Raw genomic sequence first — 26513 nt, forward strand, 5'->3', positions numbered from 1 at the left:
TGCGGAACGAGCGTGTCGGTTTCGCCACGTATATTCAGTACGGCAGGTGGATATCGAGGAAAACGAAAGTGGCGGCTTCGACTACAATCCGACCGCTTGAACCAGGGAAATCCCGCTCGCCAGCGCGCCGACGAGATAGCCACCGATTGCGCCGCCATTGAGCAACGGGAGTCCAGCGTGCGCACGACCCTTCAGCACCAACCAGAGCAGGACGACCAATCCGGCTAGCGTGCCGACCATCGCGGTGAGTGCGGGCAGGTTGAGCGCGAGCCCCGAGACGAGCGGGTCGGCAGGCGAGAAGAAAGCCGCACTAGCGACGAGCACGGTCGGCATCACGGCATCACCGAGGCCGATGAAGAAGGCGTCACGGACATCCTCACCGTCGTCGGATTCGCTGGCTTCCGCGGGGTCGTCCGATTCGCTTGTCGCATCCGATTTGCTCGCCTCGGTCGATTCCTCGTCCGGCGAGACCGCACCCTCACTGGTTGCTTGTGCGGTATCCTCCAAGAAGGAGTACGAGAGCGTCATCGGAATGACGAGAATGACGGGGATTTTCAAATCCATCACGCCGGAGGCGAGCGTGAGCATGTGTTCGGTGCCGTAGACGCTGATGGCGTCGTAAATCGCGAGCACCGCGAGCAGGATGATTGCCGGGAGGAGACCGAAACTGATGCCAAATAACCCCGCCGCGCCCGCTCCCATAACGACCCCGGCGGTGTCGATGACGTACCATTCCGGGTAAACCGCGAGGGCAAGCGCGACCAATCCCGCCGCAATCCACGCGATGACGTTCACCGGTGCACCGCCGACCGTCACTTCGACTACCGAGGGAATGACCACGCTGAAGACGAACAGGGAGAGCATGCCGCTCGTGAGGATGATGACAGCCCGTAGAATCCATTCGACGCCGAGTTTGATGACGGCGAGCATTCCGGCCGTGAAGACGAGGATGACGCCGACGTAAACGAGACTGTTCGTCGGATCGGAGGGGTCTTCGACCGTCTGGTAGCCCGCCGATTCGAACGGTTCGACCAGCGCCAACGCGCCGAGTTGCACCCCGAGGAAGATGGCGATGGTCAACCCGGACGCAAAGAGCACCCGCGTTCGTTTGTTCATGGCCGAAGCAATGAAGTGACCCCTCTTTGTGGTTTTGGGTTCGACATTTTGGAGGAGTGTCGTGGTTTGTTCTTCGATTCGGTACCCATGATTGCGTTCGACTGAATGGCGCTTTCGCTGGTCGGCGAGTCTGCACGTTTTGTGACTGGTGGTCGGAGTGCTGACGTCCTCCGACTTTGGTGAGTACGTGAGTTGCTATTCATAGTATTTTGACGATGTCTTAACGAAGTCACGACTCCAAAACCCGCCACCGTACCGCAATCGCCCAAATGCCTCCCCATCCGACTCATGCGCTCACCTTCGTTCGCGCACTCGTCCCTCGCGTGATAACCCGCAAGCCTTCGGACGACAAGTCCTCGGGCTTGCAAACGCATGCGCCACTGTGTTTGCGTCGATTTCCGAACCCTACGTTTTCCACATGGCGCCCGCTGGCGCGTTCCGGAGGGCAGACCGCCCGGAGGATCGGGCTGACAGCGTGCAAGGGATGAGCGGAGTGAGTGCAACGAACGAAGTGAATCGGTTGGGGAGGGTGTAGCCCGCGGGTGCGGACATGTGTTGTCGTGATTTGTTGACAGCAACTCAACGACCACCCAAAACTAAAACCCGCTCGAATCACTTCTCGTCCGCAACTACCGACGTTACTTGCTATTCCCCAGTCAACGCCTCACTCGCAGGCGAGAGCGAAATCGTCGAACCCAGTCCCTCATCGAGAGCTTTCTCGTACAACATATACGCCGAAGCGACCGTCTCGATTCCTGTTCCGCCGCTGTCGAAGAGGGTGATTTCGTTCTCGGACTCCCGTCCGACGACTTCGCCCGCGACGACTTCGCCGAGTTCGGCGTGAATGTGGTCTTCCGTCACGGCACCCGATTCGAGCGCGGCGAGGAAGGACCCGGCGTCCTGTGTCGCTCGTTTGCGTAAATCGGGAACGTACGTCGCGCGTTCGATAGTTGTCGCGTCGAGTTCACGCTTTTTCGGGTGGTACTGTCCCATCGCGGTAACGTGGGCACCGTCTTCGAGCAGGTCGCCGTCGAACACCGGTTCGCTGGCCGTGGTCGCCGTAATCACGATTTCGGCGTCCTCGACTGCGGCGGCGCTGCTGGCCACGGCGGCGACCGAGGCATCGAGTGCTTCGTTCATCTCGCCAGCGAACGATTCGCGACTCTCTTTGGTTGGTGAATACACCGAGACGGTTTCGATGTCGCGCACGGTTGTTACTGCCTTCAGTTGCCCGCGCGCCTGCGCGCCGCTTCCGATGATGGCGAGTTTCGTCGCGTCCTCCCGGGCGAGTGCGTCCACGCCAACCGCACCCACCGCGCCGGTTTTGAACGGATTCATGCTCGCACCGTCGATGAGGGCGAGGGGTTCGCCGCTGTCGGCATCGAACAGGGGCGTCATGAACCAGGCATCGCCCGCACCGAACCCGGCGGAGTACATGTAGCCGCCCATCGCCCCGGTTTCGGGAAGAATCGCGGAGTAACTCGTCAGCATCCCCGCTGGTTCGCCGTTCGGGAGTGTGGTACGCGGTTTTGCGGGCGCGCCCGCACCTCGCTGGCGGTAGCCCTTACGGACAGCCTCAACGTGCTCATGCGGCGTTGCCAGTCCGGCAACGTCGTCGCTCGTCAGAAACAGCGCATCTGTCATGATTGGCAAGAAAACAGCCAGCGACAAAACCGTTGAGGAAACGAAGAAGATTAATCTGCGGAGTTGACTGGGGTAGAAGACTGGGCAGGTGGGGCGTTATCGACAGGGCCGTTTACGAACAATGCGTGGCCGATGAGGAGCACCGACGCGGTTGCGCCGAGCGGAATTGCCGTCGTCAGTGCGAGTCCAGCAACGCTGAGTGCTCCAGTTACGCCTACCAGTGCGAGCGGAATCAGGCCCAAAATGAGGTCGTAGTATCCAGTCATAATCTATTATAGAATATGCGGGGAGGGTATATAACTCTTCCCCATATGAGAGCCAGTCGTTCTGTGTATCTACTCTATATTCACAGACTCATTGACGCATTGCTTTCTCATAAGTTATGAGAATCAACTGAGGATACAGGGCAGGAGGCCTTAGTTTACAGCAGTTTGAGCCAATTTTGGATATGACTGAGAATTATTTCCCCTATCGAAACCCCTTGTCAATAATTACCACGGGTGTTGGTGACGGAAAGCAGAGGTCGAAGATACCCACGAGTAATCGTCATTGGACGGCGGTAAATCTGCGACCCTATGTTTTCCACAACCGAACGTCAGTCGTGTTTGTCCTTTGGACGTTCCGCGTAGGTTTATAAGGATAAAAGCTTAAAGTGTACGTATGAAGGTGCGAACACAGTATCTCGTCGCACTCCTGCTCGTCGTCATTGCCTTCGGCGTCAGTGCGTATTTTTATCCCCAGATGCCCGACCGGATGGCCACTCACTGGAACGCGAGTGGCGATGCCGACGGGACGATGTCGAAGCTTTGGGGCCTCTTTTTACTCCCGACCCTCACCGCCGGGCTTCTCGTCTTGTTCGCTGTGATTCCACGAATCGACCCGTTGAGTGAGAACATCCAGATGTTCCGCGAACAGTACGAACTGTTCGTCGTCCTGTTCGTGGCGTTCATGTTGTACGTCCACTCGCTCGTCATCCTATGGAATCTCGGCTATCGGTTCGAATTCACGACGGTGCTCGCACCCGCGATGGGAGTCCTGTTCTACTTCATCGGAACGTTGATGAACCGCGTCGAGCGCAACTGGTTCGTCGGAGTCAAAACCCCCTGGACGCTCTCGAACGACGAAGTGTGGAAAAACACGCATAGTAGAGCCGGAACGCTGTTTAAATTCGCCGGTATCATCGCGGTTCTCGGTGCGTTCGTCCCCGTGTACGCGATATATTTCATGGTCGTGCCGGCGGTCGGCACCTCCATCTACCTCACCGTATACTCGTACGTCGAATACCGACGCGTTACGGTGTAACCGCCGCCACCAGTCCCCGCCAGGTGACCAAGAAAACGAGTCCGATTCCGGTGACGACGAGGACGAACGAAAGCGGTGCGTCGCCGTGAAACAGCGACGTTGCTCTCAGCCCCGCTCCGATAAGGGATGCGATGATCCACGCTCCGCCGCCGAACCGAACTGCGTCACGAACCGATTGGCGCGCTTGCGTGCTGTAGGCTCCGACGAGGAGTGACGCGATTATCCACCCGATGAGAAACGGAGCGACCGTATCCGCGAACAGCAGCGGTGTCGCTATCGGATTCTCGTTGTGACGGAGGCTTCCCATCCAAAGGAGTCCAAGAATTACCAGCAGATCACCGATACCCAATCCTGCCGTGGTTGGCGAGCGGTCAAAGCGCCCGGTGGCGAAGGCACTGCTCATACGGTGTACTCAGGACGCCGGGGTTATGTCGTTCCCGATGTGCGTTTGACGCCCGCAACGGTGCAGTCGAATCCACGGTTTCGAACGCGCGATATGACTCAGCCAGAAAGGCCCGATGGATGCTCAGCGGGAGACACCCGACGGATGGATGTGGGTTGCGTCCAAATCATCGCTATGGAGTATGCGATACTGGGCTGGCCCGAGGACGGGCCAACCCTTCGCCTCGATCACGAAGAGTTCAGTTACGCGGGCAAGTTCGTGATGTCGAACTCGGGAAAAGCAGTCGCTCGGCAGGACGGCGAACTCCTCGCCGCAATCGCGTTCAACGAAGACCGAACGGACGAGGGGACGATGTGGCTTCGATACGTGACGGTTCGAATAAACAGGCGGGGAGACGGTATCGGGTCGGAACTCGCCCGATTCACCACGGGGCGGATTCACGAGCGAGGCTACCGCCGCGTTCGAATCGCGGTAAACAACCCCTTCGCGTATCAGGCACTCTACCGGGCGGGATTCAGTTGGACGGGTGAGGAGACCGGGTTGGCGGAACTCGTGTTGGAATATCCGGCGGCGCAGTCTCCCATGAAGTATCAATCCGGACTAGACGTATTTCGCGACCGTGACCTCTCGGCGGATGAGGAGTCGTTTTTAGCCGAAAAACGCGGTTCGGCACCGCCCTCTCCACGCTGAACGGAAGCGAATTCTGCTCGTGCTTGTTCCCTTCGTTTTACCCTTTAACACCCGATTAACGAAGGTTGGGTACGATGAGATACATCTATGAAGACGAGTCGGCGAAAAATACTCGGTCTTGTCGGCGCGGGACTGTCAGTCGGGACGACAGGCTGTTCAGCCCTTTCGAACAGCAGCTCGAACCCGAAAGAAACCTCTGCGCCGGGCGGAACATCGGTGGATCAAGAAACAACGACGGCCGATGTAGATATCGGCGACGAGGAGACGACCACTGAGGAAACGACGGACGAGGAAGAGGAACCCGAGGAAATCGAATCCCCGAAGGGGCTTTACGACTCGGTGACCGTTCCGAGCGACCCGAGTGGATTTACCTACGCAAGAATGGGTTCGGATGACGCCCCCGTCACCGCAACCGTCTATGGTGCGTGGAAATGCCCACACACACAGAAATTTGTGCTCGGCTTTTTGGGCGACATCGTCGAGAAATACGTCAAACCCGGCGACGTGGCGCTCGAATTCCGTGCAGTTGCGTACAGGGACGGCGAAGGGTTCCACGGCCCTGACGAACCCCGAGCGGCACGAGCAGGACTCGCAGTCTGGAACAACGACCCCGAATCGTACTGGGATTACTTCGAATACATGTTCCAAAACCGAAGCGGGGTCGATGGCTGGGCCACGACGGAGACGCTCATGCGAATCGCGGAGAAGGCGGGTGTGGAAAACCTCGATACGATTCGCTCGGAGATCGAGAGCGGAAAGTACCAGCAACAAATCGAGAAAACGATGACGCAGGTTCAGGAAATTCCCATCTCCGCCGTCCCCCGGGTTGTCGTCGATGGCGAGACGACGGCACCCACGGCACATCCGGATCGGACGATTGCACAGCTGGATGCCGCCCTCGGAAAGGGATCGGGGTCGGAAACGACAACGACGGATAACGGGTCAACTACGACGACAACTGACGGAACGACCACGACGAGTGACGGTACCACCGACGGTACAACGACGACTTCCGAGGACACTACCACGACCAGCAAAGACTCCACTACTACCACGACAACGACTTCCGGATAACGTCAGTTCGGTGTTCTCAAGCGACTCCGCTCCCTCAGACTGGCCGATTGGGTTGAATTTATATCAAATTACGAAATACATTACTTTATAACGATGACCCTCCACACGATACAAACAGTCCTCTTCTCTCCCGACTCGTTCTTTGCTCGTCGGAAATCAGCTCCCGCGCTCGTGTTACCCGTCCTCGTCGTGGCGTGCGTTGGCCTCCTCGACGTTGTGGAACCGCTCCTTGCAATGGTGGTGCTCGACGCGAACGACCCGAAGAACTTCTTACCGACGGTCGTCGGTGTCGGATTCGTACTGACGTTCGTCGTGTGGCTGTTCTACAGCGTCGCGTTTTACGCCATCTCGTCGCTGTTCGATGCTGAGGGTTCCCTGCGCGACACGATGGCGGTTACCGGCTGGGGGTATCTCCCGTCAATCATCCACAGCGCGTTGATGCTCGTCGTCGTTGCCGTCGAGCTCGACCCATCGAGTGCCGGAATTGCGGGCCCTCAGCCGACGATGGAGATGCTTGCGGGAGGAGCGGTTGGCTCCCTTCTCCTCCGACTCGTCGGCCTCCTGTTCGCGCTCTGGCGAGCCTACATCTGGGTGGCGGGGGTACAACACGTTCGCAACGTCACTCGTAGACAGGCCATCGTCTCGGTCGGAATTCCGGTCGCCATCGTTATCATTCCGAGTCTGCTCGGTGTCTCGTTTCCGGTGTAGGAAGAGAGCCTTCAAGCCACCGCACGACCTACTGCCAGCAAATGGGAAACTCCGCACTCCGCCAACTCGCGGCGCTCGAAGACATCAGCTTCGACGACGTGGAAGGCTCGCTGGTTGCAGTGGACGCGCACAACTGGCTCTACCGCTATCTCACGACGACGGTGAAATGGACCCGTGACGAGGTGTACACCACCGCGGACGGAACCGAAGTGGCGAACCTCGTCGGCGTGGTGCAGGGATTACCGAAATTCTTCGAACACGACCTGACTCCCGTCTTCGTCTTCGACGGGAGCGTCACCGACTTGAAGAGCGACGAAATCGAGAGTCGGCGCGAACAGCGCGAAAAACTGGAAGACCAACTGGAGGACGCACGCGAGGAGGGCGACGCCATCGAAGTCGCGCGTCTCGAAGCGAGCACGCAACGACTCACGCCGGTCATACAGGAGACGACCCGCGAACTGCTCGATCTGCTCGACGTACCGATTGTCGAAGCACCCGCCGAGGGCGAAGCACAGGCGGCGCACATGGCCCGAACTGGCGCGGTCGATTACGCCGGAACCGAGGATTACGACGCCCTTCTCCTTGGGGCACCGCTCACGCTCCGCAAACTCACGAGCAAGGGCAATCCGGAACTGATGGATTTCGACGCGACGCTCGAAGAACACGACATCACGTGGGAACAGTTGGTGGATATCGCCATCCTCTGTGGCACCGATTTCAACGAGGGAATCTCCGGCGTCGGCCCGAAGACAGCCCTCAAGGGAGTCAAAGAACACGGCGACCTTTGGGGCGTCCTCGAAGAGCGCGGCGATCACATCGAATACGCGGATCGAATTCGAGAGATGTTCCTCGATCCGAACGTGACCGACGACTACGAATTCGATGCCGGGATGAACCCCGATATCGACGCTGCCCGCGAGTACGTCACGGAAGAGTGGAAAGTGCACGAAGACGAAGTAGAGCGCGGGTTCGAGCGAATCGAGGAGAGCGTGACACAAACCGGCCTCGACCAGTGGACGTAGGGCCGGTACGTTGACGGAATCCCAGGCGGTAGCCGGAGGCATGAGCGAGGAACTGTCGCCGAACGATTTGGCGGAGGGGATGACCGTCGAACTCGAATGGGCACCGAATGGACCGGGAACCGGCGGCACCGTCGAAGGAACCGTGACGCGTGTATGGCGACCCGAGGACGACGTTCGGGAGTTCACAGTACGGGACGACGAAACCAACTGGAACGTCTACACCGAGTATCGAAAACCGCCGGTGGAACGGGTTGAAGTGAGTGCTGGCGAAGCGGGCGGTAACGAACCCGAGGCCCAGACGGTCGGTCGAATGGAACGGATCGTTCTCCGAAGTCGGTAATTTGGGATTGTGGTTGGTGGTTTCGACAGCACTGTTTTTGTGCGATTTGCGCTCACAGTGGATTCTTTTTACTGCGTTGTTAGCTACTGGCGACTCCAATGAAACCGCATCACACCCTCCCTACCCTCCTCACTCCTTCGTCACTTCGTCCACCGGAAGACGTTCCTGCTCGCTTCGCTCCGCGGGCGTGCGACTTCCGAGCAGTCGCTCACTTCGTTCACGACAACCTCGCGCGGACAAACCTCTATCGGAGGTTCGCCTTCGCGCGCCACCGCGACAGTAGGTCAACCAGCCGAAAAGCGTCTACACCAATCATATGTGAAAGGCGCGCTCGCTCGTCCTTCCCTCGGCCTGGTGGGATGAAAGGGCAAGCGTAGCCAGCGAGGGCTTTCGAACGGTTTTGTTGCTAGCAAAGTCGTCAGCAGTGAATGATCGATGTTCGATTACGGTTCAAACAACTGTGAAAACTGCGTATAATCGACAAAACCGTGTTGCTAGTGGCTATCGAGCGTAGAGTTTCGACCCGACGAGCATCGCGAGTCGGGTGTCGTCGTCGGGCGACACCGCCACGTATGGCTGCGAAACCGGCCCGAACACGTCGACTACTCTGCCGACGCTCTGGAGGCTTTCATCGACGACCATGGTTCCGATGTCCGGGTACTCCTCGCTCGGCGATTGCACGATTGCGAGACCCTGTGCAGTCCGGACGACCTGCCCCAACCGACGCATCAGTTGCGCATGGCCGTGACGTATGCGGCGACGGCCTGAATGAGGTCGTTTTTCGACGCGTCGTCCGCATTCTTGACGAGTACGCGGCCGCGCTCCTCCCACCCTTCGCGTGAATAGGCTTTGTCGCGTTCGATGACGGTGTCGTAGCCGACCTGTTGGACGGCCCGAGCGATTTCGTCAACCGTCGGTTCCTCGACGGCGGAAGCTTCCGGTACCCGCCGTCCTTGACCGCGTGTCAACCCCGCGTCGATGTATGCGGGCCAGATGACTTTTTCGACCATACTCCTCCCTCTGTTGCGACCCGTTAAACGCCTTTTCGTGTCACTCCCGTCGAGCGAGGAACGTGAGCAGAGCGAGTGCGCCCGCGAACGTTGCAGTCATCGCTCCGAAACCGGGTTGACCACCGGATTCCGTGGTAGTCGCGGTGGTCGTACTACTCATCGACTCGGTCGTGGTGGTCATCGTTTCGTCCGTCTCGGTCGTAGTCGTCACATTCGCTTGCTTGTACGCCTCGGGATGGAACGTCTTCGCCAGTTTCGTGATAGGATAGACGATCCGTGGCGCGGGTTGGTTCAGGTAGTTCGGGTTCAGAGACACCGTCCGGTTCCGTTTGGCGGCGGGGGTGTCGCTGTACGTGCCGGGCGCTTTCATACTCCCTGAGAGTACGAACCACTCCGGTTTTTGCTGGACAACGACCTCACTGCTTATCTGCTCGTAACCGGAAATGTCGGCTTCCGCGGCGACGTTCGTTCCGCCGCCCGTCCGGATGATGGTGTCGATGTACGTTCCTTCTCCAGCAGTGAATCCGCCGCCCATGACGTACAGTGCCTTCGGGCGATCCTCGCCTTTGACCGCCTGTCGAACCGTTTGGATTCGGTCTTTCATCCACGAGACGGTTTCCGTGGCACCCTGGCACTCACCCGTGAGCTGCCCGGTCAGTTCGGTTTTCGCGTAGATGTCCTCGAGGGATTTCGCCTCGCGGAACTTATACACCGTCAACCCTGCATCCCGCAACTTCTGGACGGTCTGGTCGGGAATGATGTTTGGCGCGAGCACGAGATCCGGGTTTTGTGCGACGACCTTTTCCGCGACAACGGTGGTCGTTCCGGCACCGGAGACGTTCGCCTTCCCGTTCGCACCGTCGAGATAGGCCGAATATTTGGTCACGCCGACGACCTTCTGCTTTCCGCCGATTTCCCACATCGTCTGGGCCGCACTCGGCGAGAGCGTAACGATGCGCTGTGGTTCCTTCTCTATCGTCACGTCAGTACCTGTCGCGTCGGTTTTCGTTACCGGGAACGAGCAGGTTTCCTGTGCCCCTGCAACCCCAACGGAACCGACTGCGATACCACCGAAAAGCGTTGCGACGACGAGAATCGCCGACAACAATAGCTGTTTCATGACAATCGGCACGTCGAGCGTATTCAATAAATATTTACCTAAAGCAACCAGACTTGGATACCGATGCGATATGGGACGCGCGTAACCACGTGGTGTGGGGGATTGGTGGCGGCGCTCATCGTTGTCGTACTACTTAGTGCCGCGACCGGATCGGTTTCACTTTCGCCCTTTCTCGTCGCGAAAGCCCTGCTCAACGAGATAGCAGCACCGACGGGAATCCGACTTGCGGAGCACACGCTTTCCGTTCCGGGTGTCCTCTCCGTCGGTGTGCCATTGCCGGAATTCACGTACACGCCGCTATTTTCGTTTCCAGTTCCGCAAACCACCGAAACGATCGTCGTAACACTCAGAATGCCGCGAATCGTCCTCGCTGGTGTCGTCGGGTTTGCCCTCGCCACAGCGGGTGTCGTCATGCAAGGCTTCTTCCGGAATCCAATGGCAGACCCTTCCATCATCGGCGTTTCGTCCGGTGCCGCAGTCGGTGCGGTGGCGACCATCGCCTTCTCGATTTCAGTTCCGTTCGCGCTTCCCGTCTTCTCCTTCGTCGGCGCAATAACCGCCGCCTTTGGTGTGTACCTGCTAGCTACACAAGACGGCCGGACACCGGTTGCCACGCTCTTGCTGGCCGGAGTAGCGATACAGACGCTCCTCGGTGCGGTCGTTTCGTACCTCCTTCTCGAAAGCGGGAAGAGCCTTCGCGAGGCGGTCTACTGGCTAATGGGACATCTCCATTTCGCCTCGTGGACGAAAGTGTGGATTGCCCTTCCGGTAGCACTCCTCGGCTTTTTCGTCCTCGCTCTGTTCGCACAGGAACTCAACGTCCTCCTCCTCGGTGAGGAAGATGCCCACAACCTCGGCGTCGAAGTCGAACGAACCAAGCGTCTCCTCCTCGCCGTCGCGAGCGTCGTTACGGCCGCTGCCGTCTCGGTCTCCGGCGTCATCGGGTTCGTCGGCCTCGTCGTCCCCCACGTAATGCGACTGCTGGTCGGACCAGACCATCGAATCCTGCTCCCGACCAGCGCCCTCGCGGGGGCCGTTTTCCTCGTCGCAACCGACACTGTCGCCCGGTCTGCGACGGGTGCGGCCGAACTTCCGGTCGGCATCGTCACCGCCTTTCTCGGCGCGCCGTTTTTCCTCTACCTGCTCCGCAAACGCGAGGTGCATTCGCTGTGATTCGAATCGACGATGTGTCGATTACACTCGGCCAGTCGCAGGTGCTCGACGGGGTAAACGCCCACATTGCGGACGGAAAATTCGTCGGCCTCGTCGGGCCAAACGGGGCCGGAAAGACCACTCTTCTTCGGGCGATGAACGGCGTCCTCTCGCCCGATTCAGGCCGCGTGCTGGTCGATGGCGAGGCGATAGCCGACCTCTCCTCGAAGGCCGCCAGTCGCCGGGTGGCGACCGTCCCGCAGGACACGACCCTCTCGTTCGATTTCCACGTGCGCGACGTGGTGGCCATGGGTCGAAATCCCTATCGGTCACGGTTCGGCCCTGGCGACGGCGATGAAAATGACGTGATAGACCGGGCGATGGAACGAACCGACGTAGCAGAGTTCGCCAACCGACCGATTACCGCCGTCAGCGGCGGCGAACGCCAGCGAATCCTCCTCGCTCGCGCACTCGCACAGGACACGCCCGTTCTTCTGCTGGACGAACCGACCGCCAGTCTCGACATCAACCATCAGGTTCGAACCTTCGAACTCGTCCGCGAACTCGTTCACGACGGCAAAACCGTTGTCGGCGCGATTCACGACCTGAATCTCGCCGCACACTACTGCGACGAACTCCTGCTTCTCAATTCCGGGTCGGTGCTTTCGGCCGGAACGCCGACGGAAGTACTGGCCGAGGAAACCCTCCGTGAGGCATTCGATGCCCGCGCAGTCGTTTCCAGTCATCCTGTCACGGGTTCGACGTATGTGACCGCCCTCCCGGAGCGGACGACCGGACGCGACAACGACGCGAAAATTCACGTCGTCGGGGGCGGCGGAACCGTCTCACGCCTTCTCTACTTGCTCTCCGTGGCGAGATACGAGGTTTCGGTCGGCGTCCTGAACGAGGGTGATTCCGACCTCGAAACCGCCCGACTGCTCGGACTGGAGACGGTCGTCGAGGAACCGTTTGCACCCATTAGTTCCGAGTCGCGGGACGCGCTCGAAGCGAAAATTCGAGAGGCCGACCTGACCGTTCTCGCAGACGTAGAAATCGGGTCGGGTAATCTGGCGAACCTCGAAGTCGCGTGCGGCGCAGGTTCGGTCGTCGTCGTCGAAGAACGTCCGTTCGAAACGCGAAACTACGCCGGAAGCACCGCTGCGGTTCGCTATCGAGAACTGTGTGAACGCGGGACTGTCGTCTCGCCGGAAGGTTTGCTGTCGGCGGTCGAGGAGGCGCTCGACGCCGCTGGGGAAAATCACGTCACGAGTCGGCAGTAGACCGATACTGCATCAATTCGAATAGCATCAGCGCGGCGAAGATGCTCGCCGCAACCATGACGATAGCCGCGACCCCCACACGAACCGAGGGTGCGACGACGACGCCGGTTCCGAGGAATGCACCGGTCAGCAGCGCCATGGCGAACCGTTTTATCTTCGTGAGGGAGACGAAACGCTGTGCGACAGTCGGGTCGAGACCGACGATTCGAGATCAGACGACGTAGAGCGAGAGGACGATGAGAAACGAGAGGAAGGCGACACCGAGCAGTAATGAGAATACGACGGCTTCCACGATATTCGCCTCTGTTGGCAGTGAACCTGTCGTGTAATGTCATAAGTCTACCGAACGACACGTGTATCGTTCCGAAGTAAAGGAGTGCAGTGCGGGAATTGTGGTACCCCGGGATGAGAACTTTCGTGGGAGGATTGGTGACACTTTGGAAGGAGGCCAACCTTCCGCCAGAGCCTCCGGCACCGCCGGAATACGACGCTCACACTAGCACGCTTGCGCGCCCGAGTCAGGCAGGCGCATCTGGACGAAGAACCCCTGGCCCCTTTGTTATACGCCAGCTAAACCACCACAGAGACGACCTTATCCAGTGATAAAACCCTACAGGTCGGGGAGTCGTTTTTATCAGGTTCGCGCCCTGACAACCAGTATGAATCAGGCGGAGATTGTCGTCGTCGGCAGTGGGTTTGGGGGGCTTTCGACGGCCTGCTATCTCGCTGACGCGGGTGCGGATGTGACGGTCGTCGAAAAAAACGAACAGCTCGGCGGACGTGCAAGCCAACTCGAACAGGATGGCTTTCGGTTCGATATGGGGCCGTCGTGGTACCTCATGCCCGACGTGTTCGAGCGGTTTTTCGGCCACTTCGACCGAACGCCGAGCGATTACTACAGCCTCGAACGACTCGACCCACACTATCGTATCTTTTTCAAGGATGGGGACGAAGTCGATATCCTTCCTGACCTCGAACGAAACAAGGAACTGTTCGAATCCTACGAACCGGGTGCGGGCGAGGAACTGCTACGCTATCTCGACCGTGCGGAGCAAAACTACGGCGTCGGGATGGAGCATTTCGTCTACACAGACCGCTCCCGGTTTCGGGATTACGTCTCCTGGGACGTGGCGAAAAACGCCCGCGGGCTAAACCTTCTGGGGTCGATGCAAGACCACGTCGAGGACTTTTTCGACCATCCGAAACTCCAGCAGATAATGCAGTACACGCTCGTCTTCCTGGGAGGGTCGCCGAACAACACGCCCGCAATCTACAATCTGATGAGCCACGTCGATTTCAATCTCGGCGTGTACTACCCCGAGGGCGGCCTCGGCGGCGTCGTGAACGGTATCGTCGAACTCGGCGATGAGTTGGGTGTCGAATACGTCACCGACTACGAAGTGACGGGAATCACGGGACACGAGGGCGATTTCCTCGTCCACAGCGGAACCGATTCAATGTACGCAGACCTCGTGGTGAGCGACGCTGACTACGCCCACACCGAACAGGAACTGCTGCCGCCCGAGGCGCGCAAATACGACGCCGAATATTGGGAGTCACGCACCTACGCACCGTCGGCGTTCCTGCTGTATCTCGGCGTCGAGGGGGACGTTGACGAACTCGCCCACCATACGCTCGTCCTGCCGACCGATTGGAACGAGCATTTCCACCAGATTTTCGAGAATCCGGCGTGGCCGGACGACCCGGCGTACTACCTCTGTGTCCCCAGCAAAACGGACGATAGCGTGGCCCCAGACGGACATAGCAACCTGTTCGCCCTCGTCCCAATCGCCCCCGGACTACCGGATGGGAAAGCCATCCGTGAGGGATATCGCGAGAAGATTTTGGACGATATCGCCGAAAACACGGGCGTCGAATTGCGTGACAGAATCGTCTTCGAGAAGCAGTTCTGCGTCTCGGATTTCGCCGACCGCTATAACAGCACGAAGGGCACAGCCCTCGGACTGGCGCACACGCTGTTGCAAACCGGGCCGATGCGACCCAGTCATCGCTCACCGAAGGTCGATGGCTTGTACTTCACCGGGTCGTACACGACGCCGGGAATCGGCGTTCCGATGTGTCTCATCAGCGGGCAACACACTGCCGACGCCGTTTTAGAAGACCACTAAACCAGCAATTCATTCGACACACGATGATTCGATACCTGCTGAAACTGTCGCGTCCGCGGTTCTGGCTCTACTTGGCGGGGCCGGTACTGGTCGGTGTTGCCTACGGGGCGACGAGTCTCGACGAATTGTTCTCCGTTCCGGCAGTCGCGCTCTTCGCGTACTTCCTGCTTCCGGCGAACGTCTTTCTCTACGGCGTCAACGACATCTTCGACGCCGACGTTGACGAGGAGAACCCGAAAAAGGACGACCGAGAGGTTCGCTATCGGGGGAGCGCAGTCGTGCCAATCGCGGTCACCGGTTCCGTGCTTCTCGGGGTAGGGCTTCTCCCCATCATCCCCCGAGTCGCTTGGCCGTGGCTCATCGGGTTTTTAATCCTCGGAGCGGAGTATTCGGCGCCGCCACTGCGATTCAAGACGACCCCACTGCTCGATTCGGTTTCGAACGGGCTGTATATCCTTCCGGGTGCCGCGGCCTACGCCGCACTCTCCGGAAGCAGTCCACCCCTACTCGCAGTCGTTGGTGGATGGCTCTGGGCAATGGCGATGCATACGTTCTCCGCGATTCCGGACATCGATCCCGACCGGCGAGCCGGAATTCGTACCACTGCAACGATGCTCGGGGAGCGCCAAACGCTCGCGTACTGTGCCGTTTGCTGGTTGAGTTCGGCACTCCTCTTTTTCCTCCTCGACCCGCGAGCAGGCGTGCTGTTGCTCTGCTATCCCGCGTTCGTCGTGGCGTGGGTCGTCCGCGACGTGGACATCGACCGGGCCTACTGGTGGTATCCCGCCATCAACACTGCCATCGGAATGGTTCTGACCGTTGGCGGACTGTGGAGGGTCTTCCGTGGATAGACTGACTGCCGAAGCGAAACTGTCGGCGCTCATCCGCGAGAACCGGTTTACCATCGCCGTCATCTTCCCACTCGTCGGTGCTCTGCTGTTCGTGGCCGGTCACGAGGCATGGCTTCCGGCGTGGCTGGCGCGAAATCCGGTGCTCATCATCTTCGGGACGCTCGTCATGCGCTCGCCGCTCGTCGCCGGACTCGTGCCGGAAATCGACCGCCGGGCGGGAATCGCTCTCGTCGTACTCGCAGTGTACACCTACGCCATCGAGTTCGTCGGCGTGACGACCGGGATTCCGTACGGCGAGTTCCACTACCAACTCGAACTCGGGCCGATGCTGTTCGGGACGGTTCCGGCGGGTCTGCCCGTCTTCTTTTTCCCGCTCGTTCTGAACAGCTATCTGCTCTGTCTCCTGCTGCTCGGCCCGCGGGCGGACTCTCGGCTCGCCCGCGTTACGGCCTCGCTCGTCGTCGTTCTCGTCATCGACCTCGTCTTAGACCCCGCCGCGGTCGCCCTCGGCTTCTGGGCCTACGATGGTGGCGGCGTGTACTACGGCGTCCCACTTTCGAACTATCGTGGCTGGGTTTTGAGTGGGGCTGTCGCGGTTGGATTGGTCGAACTCGGTTTCGACTGGCGTGCGCTCCGTACCCGTCTCGACGGATGTGAGTTCATGTTGGACGATATGGTCAGCTTCGTCATCCTCTGGGGTGCGATGAACGCCTACTTCGGGAACTGGATTCCCGTCCTGATTGCGCTGTTTCTGTTCGCTGGACTCCGTCGAATCGACCGGTTCGACTTCGCCGTCGCTCGCTCGGCGCGAGGAACGCCCCGATGAGGCCCGGTGTTTCGCTCAGCGAACCGGCGACGGCGACCCCGTTCCGGTTCGGTGGCCGTTTTCCTCGGGGATACTGCTCACCGCTCTGAAAACCGATTCCGGGTCGCTGGTCAGTCGCCAGTGCCAGCGTGTTCTGATGAGTACCCACAGTCTCCGAGCGAGGCTCAATTGCGGCGTCGCGGACAGAACGTCGTACTCACATCCTCGAATAAGTCGGTGATGCTCCGCGTAGAGCACCGACGCCAACAGGACGGCGAACTGACAATCCTTGGGAAGATATTGGATACCGTTTACTCCCTTCCAGTACAGCGATTCCGCGCGGCGAAGTTCGTCGCGAATCACCGCGGAAAACGCCTCGGAATGGTCGAGATTTTCGATCGCTTTGTCGGACACTTCATGGCGTGAGAGCGTCGTCTGTGGCAGATAGATGCGGTTTCGTTCCACGATGTCCTCGCGCACGTCGCGAAGGAAGTTGGTCAACTGGAACGCCTCCCCGAGTGCTATCGCGTGCGGACTGGCGCGCTCGGGGTCATCGGCGTCCATAATCGCGAGCATCATCTGACCGACGGCGGCGGCCGAACCGCGCATGTACGTCTCCAGCTCGTCGTACGTTTCGTATCGCGCCGTTTCGATGTCCATCTGCATGGCGTCGATGAACATCTCGATTTCGGCATCCGGGATGCCGTGTCGATTGGCGACCTCGTGAAAGGCGGCGAGTACGCCGTCGTCAGTCGGTTCACGACCGAGTGCTTGGTTTCGGAGTCGTTCCAACTCGGCGTACTGTTCGTCGGGTGGGACACCTGCCGCGTCGTCCACGATTTCGTCCGCGGTTCGGAAGAAGGCGTACAACACGTAGGTCGGGTGGCGCACTCGTTCCGGCAGGAGACGAGTCGCGACGTAGAACGTCCGCCCGGTTCGTCGATGTATCGATTTGCTAGCAGTAATTTGGCGTTCTGTGACCATTCAGTGAGTCTCCGGTTTCGAGGTTCGGCGACTTCGTGGCACCTGAATACGATGTCCTACCTGATAAATCGTTTGTGCAGACAGTCGGTCGAGGTGCTACTTTTGTCCGTTCAGGAGTACGCCCAAAATGAAACCAACGACGAGCGCTAATCCGACGCGACGCGACTCTTCGAACCGAATGAATCGCGTTTCGTCAGGTGTTATTTCGACCACACCGACGGGGGTCGCACCGACGCCACCACCCATCCCGAAGCCGTCTTCACCTCCCCCGCTACCGAATCCGTACCCAATGCTCGCGACCGGGACGATGGTTCTGTCGCCGACCGAAATCGGGTCACCGTACACCGTTTCGACGGTCGCACTCCGGCGGAGTCGCTCCGTTAACGATTCGATTCGTTCGAAGGAGCCCATGTCCCGCGAATACGCCAAGCAGCGACAAGATTTTTCGGGGCGTGGGAATGGGTTTTCCCGTCGAACCGAATCGGCAACGGCGACCGATGGATATGCGTCGCAGTGACCACTGTGGCGGATTTCTGTTTATCTACGGATATTTATATAGGACAATTAGCGACGCTTTTGATCGTCCACTACCGTAGTCGAAACGTGACGCGACGCGGTGTCGCCGTGACAATACATTGGAACGTCATCCATACTCCGCCAGCCAGCACACCGCGCCACACGTCATCTCCGTACTGAGCATCCGAACTAGTTAGCGCTCGGTTCGTCCCTGCAACAGCAGTCCGATACCGACCAACCAACAGCTAACGCCCAATCCGAGAACGCCGAGCGTGAGCGTCGTCCGTGTTTCCCCCAGGACGAACCCATCCGCCGGAATTGACTGCAAGAGAACCGTCACAGCTTCACCCGGAGTCGTGGTATGCGAAACGATTTCGGCAGTTCCAACCAGGATTGCAGGTATCGAGAGCGCGAACAGTGCCACTCCCGACGCTATTGACAGCGTGCCGATAGTATGAATCGTTCGCTGCTCGACCACGCATCCACCTCGTAAAATGCTACCATGTGATGAGACTTAATGCTGTCTCGCGGCCGTCAGACCGATTTTCGGCCGACGCGGGCGTACCAGACCGCGAACCCAAGTGTCAGAATTAGAGCACCACCGAGGAAAAAGAGCAGTCCGGGTGGAATACCAGCGTTGGCAGACCCTTCGGCAACCGTTTGAACCGCTGTCGTCGTGCTTTCCCGCATCAGGTCGGTGGTCTGGTCGAGAGCGGTCGTTGCGGTTTCCCTCGATGTTTGGGTCGTCGTTTCGGTGGAACGCGTCATGGCTTCCGTCGTCGCACCGTTCCCTCCATCACCGCTTACGGTGGTCGATGCCCCGTTGCCCGAATTGCTGCTCGCAGTCGTGCCTGATGCGGCATCACCGGCGCCATTTCCACTAGAATATTTGTCGCCACCGCCATCACTGTTCGATGTCGTGCCGAACGGAAGCAGGCTTCCCGTGGAGAGTCGTTGAACCACGAGGCTCGCCACGCCGAGAACGCTCAGTCCACCGAGTAAATTCGAGAGGGCGGATTTCAGTCCAACCGTATCCGACTCGTTTCCGGCGAACAGGACGAGCGGCCCAGCCGTCGGAGCGTACACTTTCATCTCACGGCCCTTTTCGGAGTAGGCCGTGTCCGCGACCTCGACGAGGTTGCCTTCTTCCAATTTTTCGAGATGGTACTGGACGTTTTGCAGGGATGTATCGACTCGCTCCGCGATGGTTGCCGGCGTTGCGGGTTCCTCGTAGAGGGTCGAAAGGATGTTCCGGCCGGTTTCCGAGGAGAGCGCCGAGACGAGTTTGTCGGCGTCCTCGCTATCGACGCCGACGACGCGCGGGTCACGCTCTTCGTCCGCGACGGAGTCGACGGTGGAGGGCAAGAAGTCGACCATATCCTACCATTTCAGTCGGCGATAATAACTCTGCCCGACTGGGGTTTCCCAGCGTTTTATTACCCCCCAGCGAAAACGCCTGTTCCGATAGGACGAGTCATGGACGGTGAGTCGAATTCGTTGCAAACGTTGCTACAGATTCTCGCGGAGCCACGGCGACGATATGCGCTATATCATCTTCGGCGACACGACGAAACCACGGTAACGCGGCTTGCGGATAACGTTGCGGGATGGATGGACGCGGTTCAAAGCGAACCGTTGTCGGCGCAGGCACATGTCCAGATATATACCGAACTTCACCACACTGACATTCCGAAGCTCACTGCCGCGGAAATCGTTCAACTCCACGAAGATGACGAGCGGCTAGAAGTCGTGCAGTTCCCCGAGATGTTGAGCAGCCTGCTCGACGTGACCCTTGAATACGACGACAAAGAAAGCTGATCCGTCATCGTTGCAGGATTTACCCGTTTACTAATAAATCATCTAGTCGATGAACTGTCGGTCGTAATGGATCGGATGCAGAAAGTGCTTCTCGTTACTGGCACCGCGTTCTTCGTAACGGGCATTGCGGTCACTGCCGGAGGACTTTGGTCACCAGCGACCGACGCAAAAGCCACGAACCCCATCGACTCGGATTCGACGAGTGCGAACCAGGGGCAGGACGATTCGACCAGCACTGGCGACGAGACGCAGGACGGCGAGGGTAGTTACTCGAACGACAAGCGTTCGGGTGAAAGCGAAGCGAAAGACAACGACGAGCGGAGTAGCGACGGAGACAACCGGAATGGCGACGAAACGGAATCCGATTCGGGAGACAGTGACCAGGAACGGAACCAAGACGACGAAAAAGGAGACGAGAGGAACAACGACGACTCGGACACCGATGACGATTCGGAAGACCAGGATGAAGGAGAAGACGAGCAAGAAGACGGTTCCGAAGGCGGAACCGGGACGACGACCACGAATGAGAGCACGACGACGCAAACGACGACCGCCAGCGAGACGATTACGACGACACGAACAACGACCACTCAGACGACGACAAGCGGGACGACTACGACGACACCCGGAAACACTACAACGACAAACGAAAACACCACGACTACGAGTGAGAGTGCGACGACGACCACCGAGAGTGGAGTCTAGCTGAGCCTCTTTTTTGGGCGACGCCCCCTTATCCGCCCCATTCGCCGCCCATGTCGCCGGCGATTTGCTCGCGCCACATATCGTATTCGGTGCTGCACTGTGGATTCGCTCGAACGTGAGCGATGAATCCCCATCCGCCGTCTTCGAGTCCGGCGTCGCAGAACGGACACCGCTCCGGATTCGTCCAGGAAGTCGTTCCCGTTGTTTGCGTTTGGTACGACATGGACAGCACTACAACAACATATTATAAAATATTTTGGGCCAAAGAGGACATTCTAATATCTACTTAGGCCTATTGTGACTAAACGTCCATAAATTTCGCATTCGTGTTAGTGTTCGTCTATTCATGGTACCAACACCGCAGACGGCGGATTGAAGGCCTGTTTCCGCGTCGATAGTTTCATGAAAGCGTTCGCACCCGGAAGCGTCACGGCGGTGTTCGCACCGACCGAATCGGGCGACGAATCGAGGGGCGTTAGTATGGCGATCGAGGACGGTATCGTTTCCGACGTGCAGACCGCCGGCCGAACGGAGGTTGTGCTCGGCGGTGATAGTACCAACTTCGAACCCGTTGAGGGCGTGCTCGCCGAACTCGATGTCACGGCACGCGTCGAACTCGATGCCGACATCCCCATCGGATGTGGATTCGGCGCGAGCGGCGCGGCAACGCTCGCAACCGCACTTGCCGCCAACGAGGTGTTCGAACTCGGCCACTCGCGTGACGAACTGGTTGGGTTCTCGCACGTCGCGGAAGTCGAAGCGGGCACCGGCCTCGGTGACGTGTTCATTCAGTCCGCAGGTGGCCTGTTAATGGACGATGGGTCGGGGCGAAGGCGCTGGAAACCGACCGACGCCGTCGAGTACGTTTCGTTCGGTGGCGTTTCCACGAGCGAAGCCCTCGGCGACGATGAACTCATGGGTCGCGTCCGGTCAGTCGGAGGGCGAATCCTCACGTCGCTTCCCGACAACCCGTCGCTCGAACGAGTGACACGCGATGCGTGGGAGTTCGCCCGCGAACTGGAACTCCCGACCGGTCGAGTTCGGGAAACCGTCCTCGAAGTCGAAGCGGAAGGTGGCGTGGCGAGCATGGCGATGCTCGGCGAAACGGTGTTCGCCGTGGGCGTAGACGGTGTCCTTCCGAACAGGACGACCGTGTCACACCACGGAGCACATCGCTTGTAGTCGTCGTCGGGCCACTTAGTCCGCCCGTCGTCTTTTTGCCTCTCGACGGACTGTCTCTATCGGTGCCATGACTGACTCGGCGACCGGTACCGACGAGACGGCCGCGGATGCACACGAGTCGGCGCATCACGAGCGTAGTCGATGGCCGGTCGTCTCGGCAGTTGGGGCCGGAGTGCTCTACGCGGGCGTCGCACTCGCACTCCTGGGAAGAGCTACCGATGTCGTTCCGCCGATTGCCGGTCTCGTAATCGCGGTCGGTGGCGGCGGTGTGTTCGTTGCTGGATTGGTCGGGTGGCTCGACCAAGCCTATCTCGAGGGATATTGGCGCAAACAGGTGAGTACCCGACAGCGACGGGCGTATCGTGCCACGATGGGGCTGTTCTTGATAACGGATTTGGCGACGTTCGGCGCGGGATTCACATACTACTTTTTCATCCGCATCGACGGATGGTCACCGGCGAACCTCCCCGACGTGGTGAGTTCGCTTGTGCTGGTCAACACCGTACTCCTCGTCCTCAGCAGTTTCACCCTCCATTTCTCGCACGAAGCGCTCGAACACGGGCGTCGGAATCGGTTTCTGGCTCTGCTCGGCCTAACGATTGCTCTCGGAGTTGCGTTCGTCGCGGGACAGGTTCTCGAATACAACGAGTTCGTCGTGGACGAAGGGTTTACGCTCGCATCCGGCATCTTCGGAAGCGCGTTTTTCGGCCTGACCGGACTGCACGGGTTACACGTCACGCTCGGCGTGATTCTGCTCGGTATCGTCCTCTGGCGGGGTGTGCGCGGCCAGTACGACGCAGATCGAGACACGTCAGTCGCCACGGTTTCGTACTACTGGCATTTCGTCGATATCGTTTGGCTCTTCCTCGTTCTCGTCCTGTACGTCGGTGCCGAGATGACTCTGTGAAGGTCACCGTGACGTCCGTCCCGCTCGTTCTTCTCGTTCGAGGAGCTTTCGGTACAGTGGGGGCGTGAGAATTCCAAGAATGCCGAGCAAGATGGAGACGATGCCGAGCGGGAGAAGGAGCGGGTCGATGGTGAGACACGAATTCACCGAGGTGATGGTCGCATACCGAACGGTTCCGCCGGACGTGATGAGGACGCCGCGCTGAAACGCACCACGGTGAACGAACCGTCCCCGCACGTCTGCGACTCCTCTTGGACTCCGAACGGCTTCCTGGAACGCTCGCCGTTCCCCCTGAGTCAGTTCCGCGGTGCTGAGTTTATCGAGCGTTGGACTCTCCGGAATCGTGTACTGTGCGGTTTCTGCGGACGAGTAGACGACGATGGTTGGATTCCCGCACAACCCTAATTCGGACTGGGCGATGGCGTACCCACTCAGCACACCAGCGGTGATTCCGATGGCGACGAGGAGTGTGCCGAGAAACGGCGCACCGTAGGTCAACACGACGGAACCGGTCATATTCTCGTCCGACAGCGGACTCGAGTATCGTTCGTCCCCGCTCATCCTTCGACCTGCCAACGCGAACTGAGGTATTCGAACGTGAGTGCCAATCCGAAGCCGTAGAACCAGTGAGCGATGAGAACGAACACGACGTAGCCAAGGAGTTGGAGGCCGGTCTGTCCAGTGTAGAACGCCAGCGCGAACCCGACGGAGATGATTGTGGCGAACGCGAGTCCGGTGATGATTCGCGGCCGTCCCGGTAGGTACTCCGCGAACACGGCGAACAGGAGCGCCCACGTCGTCATGCCCCCGGCGAGAAAGAGGAGGTAGCCGAAGGAAACGCCCCGCGCACCGACCAGTTCTGCGAGTTCGGAGAACGACGAGAGGTCGAACACGCCCAGCACCGTCGCGGTGAACAGGACGCCGGACATCAGGGTCGTTCCCACGAGTCCGCCGGTTCCGGCGGCCAGAGCGATTCGTGGAACAGCGGTCAACAGCGGTTCGACGGTTCGAAGGATAGTCGGGCTTCCTTCGCCGGGAACTGTCGTGGAAGACGGATACGTTATCTCCGGTTCCGACGGTTCGACGCCGTACCGCTCCTGCAACCGTCGCTCGAACCACTGCCACTCCCGGGTGAACTGCTGGCTTCGTTTTAACCCCCAGACGTCGGCGGTTCGAACCGGCGTTCCGCTCCAGTACGACCAGAGCATGTTGTACAGCCACAGAAGAACGCTGAGGCCGATGAGGAATGCACCGATAGTAGCCACTCGTTGGGGCGTAGCGAACGTAGCAGGGTAGATAGCGTGCCGACGCGGGAGGGTTAGCAATCCCATCAGGATGAGCGTCCCGAACGTCACTACGGAACCGAACACCAACAAAATCGACTGAAACAGCGCGAGTTGGCGGTCGTACAACCGACCGGTGAGAATCGGGTACCAGTAGTAACTCGCCGCAATCATCATGAACGGGATGATTCCCATGACGATCATGTGGAAATGGCCGACGACGTAGTACGTTCCATGATAGAGAATGTCGACAGGTATCGTCGCGAGGAACACCCCTGTTACACCCCCGACGACGAACAGTCCGATGCTACTGATACAGAGCACCATCGGTGCGGTAAGTCTGATATTCCCCGACCAGATGGTCGTTATCCAGTTGAAGACTTTGATAGCACTCGGGATAGCGATGGCGATAGAGACGGCCATGAAACTCGCTCGGAGGCGCGGGTCGATACCCGTCGCGAACATGTGGTGTGCCCAGACGCCGAACGAAAGGACGCCAATACCGAGGGTCGAATAGACGACGAAGGTAAAGCCAAACAGCTTTCTGCCCGCAAATTTCGGCAGAATAAAGCTCATCAATCCCGCTGCGGGGAGGAAGATGATGTACACCTCCGGGTGGCCGAAAAACCAAAACAGATGTTGCCAGAGAATCGGGTCGCCACCGCCGGACGTGAAGAACGTCGTGCCGAAGTTACGATCCAACAGCAGCATGATGAGTGCGCTCCCGAGCAGTGGGAAGGCGAACAGGATGATGCCGCTCGTCGTGAGTATGTTCCACACAAAGATGTCGAGATTCTCCCACCCGACGCCCTTCCCGCGTTCGTACACGATTGTGATGATGAAGTTGATAGCTCCGAGCGTCGTCGCGATGCCGGAGAGATGTAACCCGAGGAGGAGGAAGTTCACCTGTGGATTCGGCGACTGTATCGAGAGCGGAGTGTACAGCGTCCACCCGAGTTCCGGTTCCCGAAGCGTCCAAAAGAACCGAAAAATATCGCCATGAATCCCGAAGAGGTTGAGAAACTGGCCGATAACTTGTGAGAGCAGTCCGCCGCGAGCAAGGAGCAACGACGGTGGCAGGAGCCAAAAACCGATGGCGTTGAGTCGCGGAAACGCCATATCATCGGCCCCGATGAGGAGCGGAACGAAGTAGTTCGCGATGCCGAAAAACACCGGCGTCACGAAAAAGAAGAGCATCGTGATTCCGTGAGCCGTAAAGAGGGCGTTGTACGTTTCCACCGACCAGATATCCGCGTTCGGCGTGAGCAGTTCGGTTCGCATCATCATCGCATCCGTTCCGCCCCAGAGCGCGGCGAACGTCCCGAAGAGGATGTACAGTATTCCGATTTCACGATGGTTCGTGGTCGTCGTCCAGTGTGCCACCGTTTTCCTGAGCGTCGTCACATCGATATCGAACTCACGCCGTGACCGATAGCCCCCATCCGGCCTCCTGGCGCGTCGGCGGGACAGCCGGAAAACCATCCAACAGCCACAGAGAACCGCCCCGAGGATAGTCAGCTCGACTACTGCGCGGTTCACGGTTCCCACCCCTCGTACATGGTACGTACTCGCGTCGGGAGCCAGCACGATAAATACGAAGGCCGAACAGAAAGAAATTCTATTTGACAAATTCCCCGAGTTAGCGATAAACTATATCAGAGCGTCAGTTGACTCCGGTACAATGCGACTTCGTCGCGTGTGGATATTTGCCTGTCTTTTGGGCGCGGTGGGAGTCGTCGCAGTCACGCCAGCGACCGCACAATCGGTCAACAAACGGCTCATCGACCAGTTAAACTTCCAACTCATCTACGTGGCGCTCCCGTTGACGCTCTTCGTCGAAGTCATTCTCATCTACGCTGTTGTCCGGTTTCGGGACAACGACGACCCACTCCCGACGGCGGAAGACCCGGCCCTCGAAATCACGTGGACCATCGCAACCGCAATCATCCTCCTGTTCGTCGGTATCGCGGCGTACACAGTTCTCGCGAGTCCGTACATCACGCCGAATCAACCGGGAGATCCGATCGATATAGGTGCAACCAGTAGCAACGAATCATCAGCGTCGAACGCGATGACGGTGCGCGGCCTCGCCTATCAGTGGGGCTGGGAGTTTCGGTATCCGGAGTCGAACCGCACGACACAGGACGAACTCGTTGTTCCGGCGAATCGTGATGTATACGTTCGAATGACATCCGCGGACGTCATCCATTCCATGTTCGTCCCGGAACTTGGCCTCAAACAGGACGTATTCCCCAGTCGAACGACTGTCATTCACACGCGTGTCTACGAACCCGGAACGTATCGCGGCTACTGCGCCGAGTTCTGTGGCGCAGGCCATGCGCGAATGCGAACGACCGTCAGGGTGCTTCCAAAGGACGAGTATCGGCAGTGGCTCCGAGGAAACGCGACCGCTGGGCCTCCCAATTCGACGCTGCAGGGAACCGCGAGCTCACGGGTCGTAACCGGGTGAGC

Annotated in this window: 31 protein-coding genes; 16 read left to right on the forward strand and 15 right to left on the reverse strand. The window is 59.0% G+C overall.

The genetic code is table 11. From position 1 onward, the window contains the following. Positions 1 to 81: 81 nt before the first annotated feature. From ACN2TU_RS03860 to ACN2TU_RS03870, 3 genes are all read right to left on the reverse strand, one after another. Entirely contained in the window at positions 82 to 1116 is a 1035-nt protein-coding gene (locus ACN2TU_RS03860) for a presenilin family intramembrane aspartyl protease PSH (RefSeq protein WP_435153121.1), read from the reverse strand. Positions 1117 to 1761: 645 nt separating this feature from the next. Beyond that, positions 1762 to 2760 carry an ornithine cyclodeaminase family protein gene (locus tag ACN2TU_RS03865; protein ID WP_435153123.1) on the reverse strand — a complete coding sequence of 333 codons (999 nt, stop codon included), beginning with the start codon at positions 2758 to 2760 and terminating at the stop codon, positions 1762 to 1764. 50 nt (positions 2761 to 2810) lie between these two features. Continuing rightward, positions 2811 to 3026 (reverse strand): DUF8015 family protein, encoded by a 216-nt coding sequence (locus tag ACN2TU_RS03870; protein ID WP_435153125.1) that lies wholly within the window; start codon positions 3024 to 3026, stop codon positions 2811 to 2813. Between the two features lie 394 nt (positions 3027 to 3420). Between ACN2TU_RS03870 and ACN2TU_RS03875 the strand changes: the two genes are divergently transcribed. Continuing rightward, positions 3421 to 4062: an SdpI family protein gene (locus tag ACN2TU_RS03875; protein WP_435153127.1), complete on the forward strand. Its 642-nt coding sequence runs from the start codon at positions 3421 to 3423 to the stop codon at positions 4060 to 4062. Here the strand turns inward: ACN2TU_RS03875 and ACN2TU_RS03880 are convergent. Continuing rightward, a complete protein-coding gene (locus ACN2TU_RS03880; protein WP_435153128.1) occupies positions 4052 to 4465 on the reverse strand; it encodes a DUF3054 domain-containing protein in 414 nt (137 codons plus the stop codon). The genes ACN2TU_RS03875 and ACN2TU_RS03880 overlap by 11 nt on opposite strands. Before the next feature lie 174 nt (positions 4466 to 4639). Between ACN2TU_RS03880 and ACN2TU_RS03885 the strand changes: the two genes are divergently transcribed. The 5 genes from ACN2TU_RS03885 (at position 4640) to ACN2TU_RS03905 (ending at position 8299) form a co-directional block, all read left to right on the forward strand. Further along, positions 4640 to 5155, forward strand: coding sequence for a GNAT family N-acetyltransferase (locus ACN2TU_RS03885; protein WP_435153653.1), 516 nt, complete (start codon positions 4640 to 4642; stop codon positions 5153 to 5155). Between the two features lie 87 nt (positions 5156 to 5242). After that, the gene (locus ACN2TU_RS03890; RefSeq protein WP_435153130.1) at positions 5243 to 6229 is read left to right on the forward strand and encodes a DsbA family protein; all 987 of its coding nucleotides are present in this window, start codon (positions 5243 to 5245) and stop codon (positions 6227 to 6229) included. Positions 6230 to 6322: 93 nt separating this feature from the next. Then, on the forward strand, positions 6323 to 6937 hold the full coding sequence (locus tag ACN2TU_RS03895) for a YIP1 family protein (RefSeq protein WP_435153132.1): 615 nt from the start codon (positions 6323 to 6325) through the stop codon (positions 6935 to 6937). A gap of 41 nt (positions 6938 to 6978) precedes the next feature. After that, positions 6979 to 7959: a flap endonuclease-1 gene (gene fen, locus ACN2TU_RS03900; RefSeq protein ID WP_435153134.1), complete on the forward strand. Its 981-nt coding sequence runs from the start codon at positions 6979 to 6981 to the stop codon at positions 7957 to 7959. Between the two features lie 40 nt (positions 7960 to 7999). Beyond that, positions 8000 to 8299 (forward strand): hypothetical protein, encoded by a 300-nt coding sequence (locus ACN2TU_RS03905; protein WP_435153136.1) that lies wholly within the window; start codon positions 8000 to 8002, stop codon positions 8297 to 8299. Between the two features lie 501 nt (positions 8300 to 8800). Here ACN2TU_RS03905 and ACN2TU_RS03910 read toward each other — a convergent pair. The 3 genes from ACN2TU_RS03910 to ACN2TU_RS03920 are packed head-to-tail and all read right to left on the reverse strand — an operon-like array spanning position 8801 to position 10429. Further along, complete coding sequence (locus tag ACN2TU_RS03910) at positions 8801 to 9028, reverse strand: H/ACA ribonucleoprotein complex subunit GAR1 (RefSeq protein ID WP_435153138.1); 228 nt, start codon at positions 9026 to 9028, stop codon at positions 8801 to 8803. Continuing rightward, positions 9028 to 9309: a signal recognition particle subunit SRP19 gene (srp19, locus tag ACN2TU_RS03915; RefSeq protein ID WP_435153140.1), complete on the reverse strand. Its 282-nt coding sequence runs from the start codon at positions 9307 to 9309 to the stop codon at positions 9028 to 9030. Before srp19 ends, ACN2TU_RS03910 begins: the two co-directional genes overlap by 1 nt. 40 nt (positions 9310 to 9349) lie before the next feature. Further along, on the reverse strand, positions 9350 to 10429 hold the full coding sequence (locus ACN2TU_RS03920) for a PGF-CTERM-anchored ABC transporter substrate-binding protein (RefSeq protein WP_435153142.1): 1080 nt from the start codon (positions 10427 to 10429) through the stop codon (positions 9350 to 9352). A 63-nt stretch (positions 10430 to 10492) separates the two neighbouring features. Here ACN2TU_RS03920 and btuC point away from each other — a divergent pair, with 63 nt between their 5' ends. Together btuC and ACN2TU_RS03930 are read left to right on the forward strand one after the other, a co-directional pair. Beyond that, positions 10493 to 11602 carry a vitamin B12 ABC transporter permease BtuC gene (gene btuC / locus ACN2TU_RS03925; RefSeq protein ID WP_435153144.1) on the forward strand — a complete coding sequence of 370 codons (1110 nt, stop codon included), beginning with the start codon at positions 10493 to 10495 and terminating at the stop codon, positions 11600 to 11602. Continuing rightward, complete coding sequence (locus ACN2TU_RS03930) at positions 11599 to 12861, forward strand: heme ABC transporter ATP-binding protein (protein ID WP_435153145.1); 1263 nt, start codon at positions 11599 to 11601, stop codon at positions 12859 to 12861. The genes btuC and ACN2TU_RS03930 overlap by 4 nt, the downstream gene beginning before the upstream one ends. On the opposite strand, the gene ACN2TU_RS03935 is transcribed toward ACN2TU_RS03930, so the two are convergent. Beyond that, entirely contained in the window at positions 12845 to 13000 is a 156-nt protein-coding gene (locus ACN2TU_RS03935) for a hypothetical protein (protein WP_435153147.1), read from the reverse strand. The two genes, ACN2TU_RS03930 and ACN2TU_RS03935, sit on opposite strands and share 17 nt — an antisense overlap. 508 nt (positions 13001 to 13508) lie before the next feature. Here ACN2TU_RS03935 and ACN2TU_RS03940 point away from each other — a divergent pair. From ACN2TU_RS03940 to cruF, 3 genes are read left to right on the forward strand one after another with little or no spacing between them, the layout of a single operon-like run. After that, positions 13509 to 14990 (forward strand): phytoene desaturase family protein, encoded by a 1482-nt coding sequence (locus ACN2TU_RS03940; protein ID WP_435153655.1) that lies wholly within the window; start codon positions 13509 to 13511, stop codon positions 14988 to 14990. A 23-nt stretch (positions 14991 to 15013) separates the two neighbouring features. After that, positions 15014 to 15841 (forward strand): prenyltransferase, encoded by an 828-nt coding sequence (locus ACN2TU_RS03945; RefSeq protein WP_435153149.1) that lies wholly within the window; start codon positions 15014 to 15016, stop codon positions 15839 to 15841. Further along, a complete protein-coding gene (gene cruF, locus ACN2TU_RS03950; RefSeq protein ID WP_435153150.1) occupies positions 15834 to 16667 on the forward strand; it encodes a bisanhydrobacterioruberin hydratase in 834 nt (277 codons plus the stop codon). The genes ACN2TU_RS03945 and cruF overlap by 8 nt, the downstream gene beginning before the upstream one ends. Before the next feature lie 15 nt (positions 16668 to 16682). Here the strand turns inward: cruF and ACN2TU_RS03955 are convergent, their stop codons facing one another. The 4 genes from ACN2TU_RS03955 to ACN2TU_RS03970 form a co-directional block, all read right to left on the reverse strand. Further along, complete coding sequence (locus tag ACN2TU_RS03955; protein ID WP_435153152.1) at positions 16683 to 17630, reverse strand: phytoene/squalene synthase family protein; 948 nt, start codon at positions 17628 to 17630, stop codon at positions 16683 to 16685. Positions 17631 to 17726: 96 nt separating this feature from the next. Then, positions 17727 to 18041 (reverse strand): spore germination protein GerW family protein, encoded by a 315-nt coding sequence (locus ACN2TU_RS03960; protein ID WP_435153153.1) that lies wholly within the window; start codon positions 18039 to 18041, stop codon positions 17727 to 17729. Between the two features lie 298 nt (positions 18042 to 18339). After that, positions 18340 to 18624 (reverse strand): hypothetical protein, encoded by a 285-nt coding sequence (locus ACN2TU_RS03965; protein WP_435153155.1) that lies wholly within the window; start codon positions 18622 to 18624, stop codon positions 18340 to 18342. A 56-nt stretch (positions 18625 to 18680) separates the two neighbouring features. Further along, on the reverse strand, positions 18681 to 19523 hold the full coding sequence (locus ACN2TU_RS03970) for an ArsR/SmtB family transcription factor (RefSeq protein WP_435153157.1): 843 nt from the start codon (positions 19521 to 19523) through the stop codon (positions 18681 to 18683). Positions 19524 to 19622: 99 nt separating this feature from the next. Here ACN2TU_RS03970 and ACN2TU_RS03975 point away from each other — a divergent pair, with 99 nt between their 5' ends. Both ACN2TU_RS03975 and ACN2TU_RS03980 read left to right on the forward strand, forming a co-directional pair. Beyond that, positions 19623 to 19964 (forward strand): DUF7344 domain-containing protein, encoded by a 342-nt coding sequence (locus tag ACN2TU_RS03975; protein ID WP_435153159.1) that lies wholly within the window; start codon positions 19623 to 19625, stop codon positions 19962 to 19964. Between the two features lie 66 nt (positions 19965 to 20030). Continuing rightward, entirely contained in the window at positions 20031 to 20669 is a 639-nt protein-coding gene (locus ACN2TU_RS03980) for a hypothetical protein (RefSeq protein WP_435153160.1), read from the forward strand. 28 nt (positions 20670 to 20697) lie between these two features. Here the strand turns inward: ACN2TU_RS03980 and ACN2TU_RS03985 are convergent, their stop codons facing one another. Continuing rightward, positions 20698 to 20892, reverse strand: coding sequence for a DUF7501 family protein (locus tag ACN2TU_RS03985; RefSeq protein WP_435153161.1), 195 nt, complete (start codon positions 20890 to 20892; stop codon positions 20698 to 20700). A gap of 179 nt (positions 20893 to 21071) precedes the next feature. Between ACN2TU_RS03985 and ACN2TU_RS03990 the strand changes: the two genes are divergently transcribed. Then, on the forward strand, positions 21072 to 21851 hold the full coding sequence (locus ACN2TU_RS03990; protein ID WP_435153163.1) for a GHMP family kinase ATP-binding protein: 780 nt from the start codon (positions 21072 to 21074) through the stop codon (positions 21849 to 21851). A 67-nt stretch (positions 21852 to 21918) separates the two neighbouring features. Next, the gene (locus ACN2TU_RS03995; protein ID WP_435153165.1) at positions 21919 to 22758 is read left to right on the forward strand and encodes a cytochrome c oxidase subunit 3; all 840 of its coding nucleotides are present in this window, start codon (positions 21919 to 21921) and stop codon (positions 22756 to 22758) included. A 3-nt stretch (positions 22759 to 22761) separates the two neighbouring features. On the opposite strand, the gene ACN2TU_RS04000 is transcribed toward ACN2TU_RS03995, so the two are convergent. Together ACN2TU_RS04000 and ACN2TU_RS04005 are read right to left on the reverse strand one after the other, a co-directional pair. Beyond that, the gene (locus ACN2TU_RS04000; RefSeq protein ID WP_435153166.1) at positions 22762 to 23319 is read right to left on the reverse strand and encodes a hypothetical protein; all 558 of its coding nucleotides are present in this window, start codon (positions 23317 to 23319) and stop codon (positions 22762 to 22764) included. Further along, on the reverse strand, positions 23316 to 25580 hold the full coding sequence (locus ACN2TU_RS04005; protein ID WP_435153168.1) for a DUF6789 family protein: 2265 nt from the start codon (positions 25578 to 25580) through the stop codon (positions 23316 to 23318). Before ACN2TU_RS04005 ends, ACN2TU_RS04000 begins: the two co-directional genes overlap by 4 nt. A 142-nt stretch (positions 25581 to 25722) precedes the next feature. Here ACN2TU_RS04005 and coxB point away from each other — a divergent pair, with 142 nt between their 5' ends. After that, positions 25723 to 26511: a cytochrome c oxidase subunit II gene (coxB, locus tag ACN2TU_RS04010; protein WP_435153169.1), complete on the forward strand. Its 789-nt coding sequence runs from the start codon at positions 25723 to 25725 to the stop codon at positions 26509 to 26511. Positions 26512 to 26513 lie beyond the last annotated feature (2 nt).

The sequence above is a fragment of the Haladaptatus marinus genome (assembly GCF_051194195.1).

Bases quoted from the DNA above. Each gene is read 5' to 3' on its own strand.
- ACN2TU_RS03975 (WP_435153159.1), top strand. From the start codon at position 19,623: ATGGACGGTGAGTCGAATTCGTTGCAAACGTTGCTACAGATTCTCGCG.
- fen (WP_435153134.1), top strand. From the start codon at position 6,979: ATGGGAAACTCCGCACTCCGCCAACTCGCGGCGCTCGAAGACATCAGC.
- ACN2TU_RS03980 (WP_435153160.1), top strand. From the start codon at position 20,031: ATGGATCGGATGCAGAAAGTGCTTCTCGTTACTGGCACCGCGTTCTTC.
- ACN2TU_RS03970 (WP_435153157.1), bottom strand. From the start codon at position 19,523: ATGGTCGACTTCTTGCCCTCCACCGTCGACTCCGTCGCGGACGAAGAG.
- ACN2TU_RS03945 (WP_435153149.1), top strand. From the start codon at position 15,014: ATGATTCGATACCTGCTGAAACTGTCGCGTCCGCGGTTCTGGCTCTAC.
- ACN2TU_RS03935 (WP_435153147.1), bottom strand. From the start codon at position 13,000: ATGGCGCTGCTGACCGGTGCATTCCTCGGAACCGGCGTCGTCGTCGCA.
- ACN2TU_RS03860 (WP_435153121.1), bottom strand. From the start codon at position 1,116: ATGAACAAACGAACGCGGGTGCTCTTTGCGTCCGGGTTGACCATCGCC.
- ACN2TU_RS04000 (WP_435153166.1), bottom strand. From the start codon at position 23,319: ATGAGCGGGGACGAACGATACTCGAGTCCGCTGTCGGACGAGAATATG.
- ACN2TU_RS03990 (WP_435153163.1), top strand. From the start codon at position 21,072: ATGAAAGCGTTCGCACCCGGAAGCGTCACGGCGGTGTTCGCACCGACC.
- srp19 (WP_435153140.1), bottom strand. From the start codon at position 9,309: ATGGTCGAAAAAGTCATCTGGCCCGCATACATCGACGCGGGGTTGACA.
- ACN2TU_RS03985 (WP_435153161.1), bottom strand. From the start codon at position 20,892: ATGTCGTACCAAACGCAAACAACGGGAACGACTTCCTGGACGAATCCG.
- ACN2TU_RS03905 (WP_435153136.1), top strand. From the start codon at position 8,000: ATGAGCGAGGAACTGTCGCCGAACGATTTGGCGGAGGGGATGACCGTC.
- ACN2TU_RS03955 (WP_435153152.1), bottom strand. From the start codon at position 17,630: ATGGTCACAGAACGCCAAATTACTGCTAGCAAATCGATACATCGACGA.
- ACN2TU_RS03870 (WP_435153125.1), bottom strand. From the start codon at position 3,026: ATGACTGGATACTACGACCTCATTTTGGGCCTGATTCCGCTCGCACTG.
- ACN2TU_RS03895 (WP_435153132.1), top strand. From the start codon at position 6,323: ATGACCCTCCACACGATACAAACAGTCCTCTTCTCTCCCGACTCGTTC.
- ACN2TU_RS03960 (WP_435153153.1), bottom strand. From the start codon at position 18,041: ATGGGCTCCTTCGAACGAATCGAATCGTTAACGGAGCGACTCCGCCGG.
- ACN2TU_RS03890 (WP_435153130.1), top strand. From the start codon at position 5,243: ATGAAGACGAGTCGGCGAAAAATACTCGGTCTTGTCGGCGCGGGACTG.
- ACN2TU_RS03920 (WP_435153142.1), bottom strand. From the start codon at position 10,429: ATGAAACAGCTATTGTTGTCGGCGATTCTCGTCGTCGCAACGCTTTTC.
- ACN2TU_RS03880 (WP_435153128.1), bottom strand. From the start codon at position 4,465: ATGAGCAGTGCCTTCGCCACCGGGCGCTTTGACCGCTCGCCAACCACG.
- coxB (WP_435153169.1), top strand. From the start codon at position 25,723: ATGCGACTTCGTCGCGTGTGGATATTTGCCTGTCTTTTGGGCGCGGTG.
- ACN2TU_RS03910 (WP_435153138.1), bottom strand. From the start codon at position 9,028: ATGCGTCGGTTGGGGCAGGTCGTCCGGACTGCACAGGGTCTCGCAATC.
- ACN2TU_RS03995 (WP_435153165.1), top strand. From the start codon at position 21,919: ATGACTGACTCGGCGACCGGTACCGACGAGACGGCCGCGGATGCACAC.
- btuC (WP_435153144.1), top strand. From the start codon at position 10,493: ATGCGATATGGGACGCGCGTAACCACGTGGTGTGGGGGATTGGTGGCG.
- ACN2TU_RS03885 (WP_435153653.1), top strand. From the start codon at position 4,640: ATGGAGTATGCGATACTGGGCTGGCCCGAGGACGGGCCAACCCTTCGC.
- ACN2TU_RS03875 (WP_435153127.1), top strand. From the start codon at position 3,421: ATGAAGGTGCGAACACAGTATCTCGTCGCACTCCTGCTCGTCGTCATT.
- ACN2TU_RS03865 (WP_435153123.1), bottom strand. From the start codon at position 2,760: ATGACAGATGCGCTGTTTCTGACGAGCGACGACGTTGCCGGACTGGCA.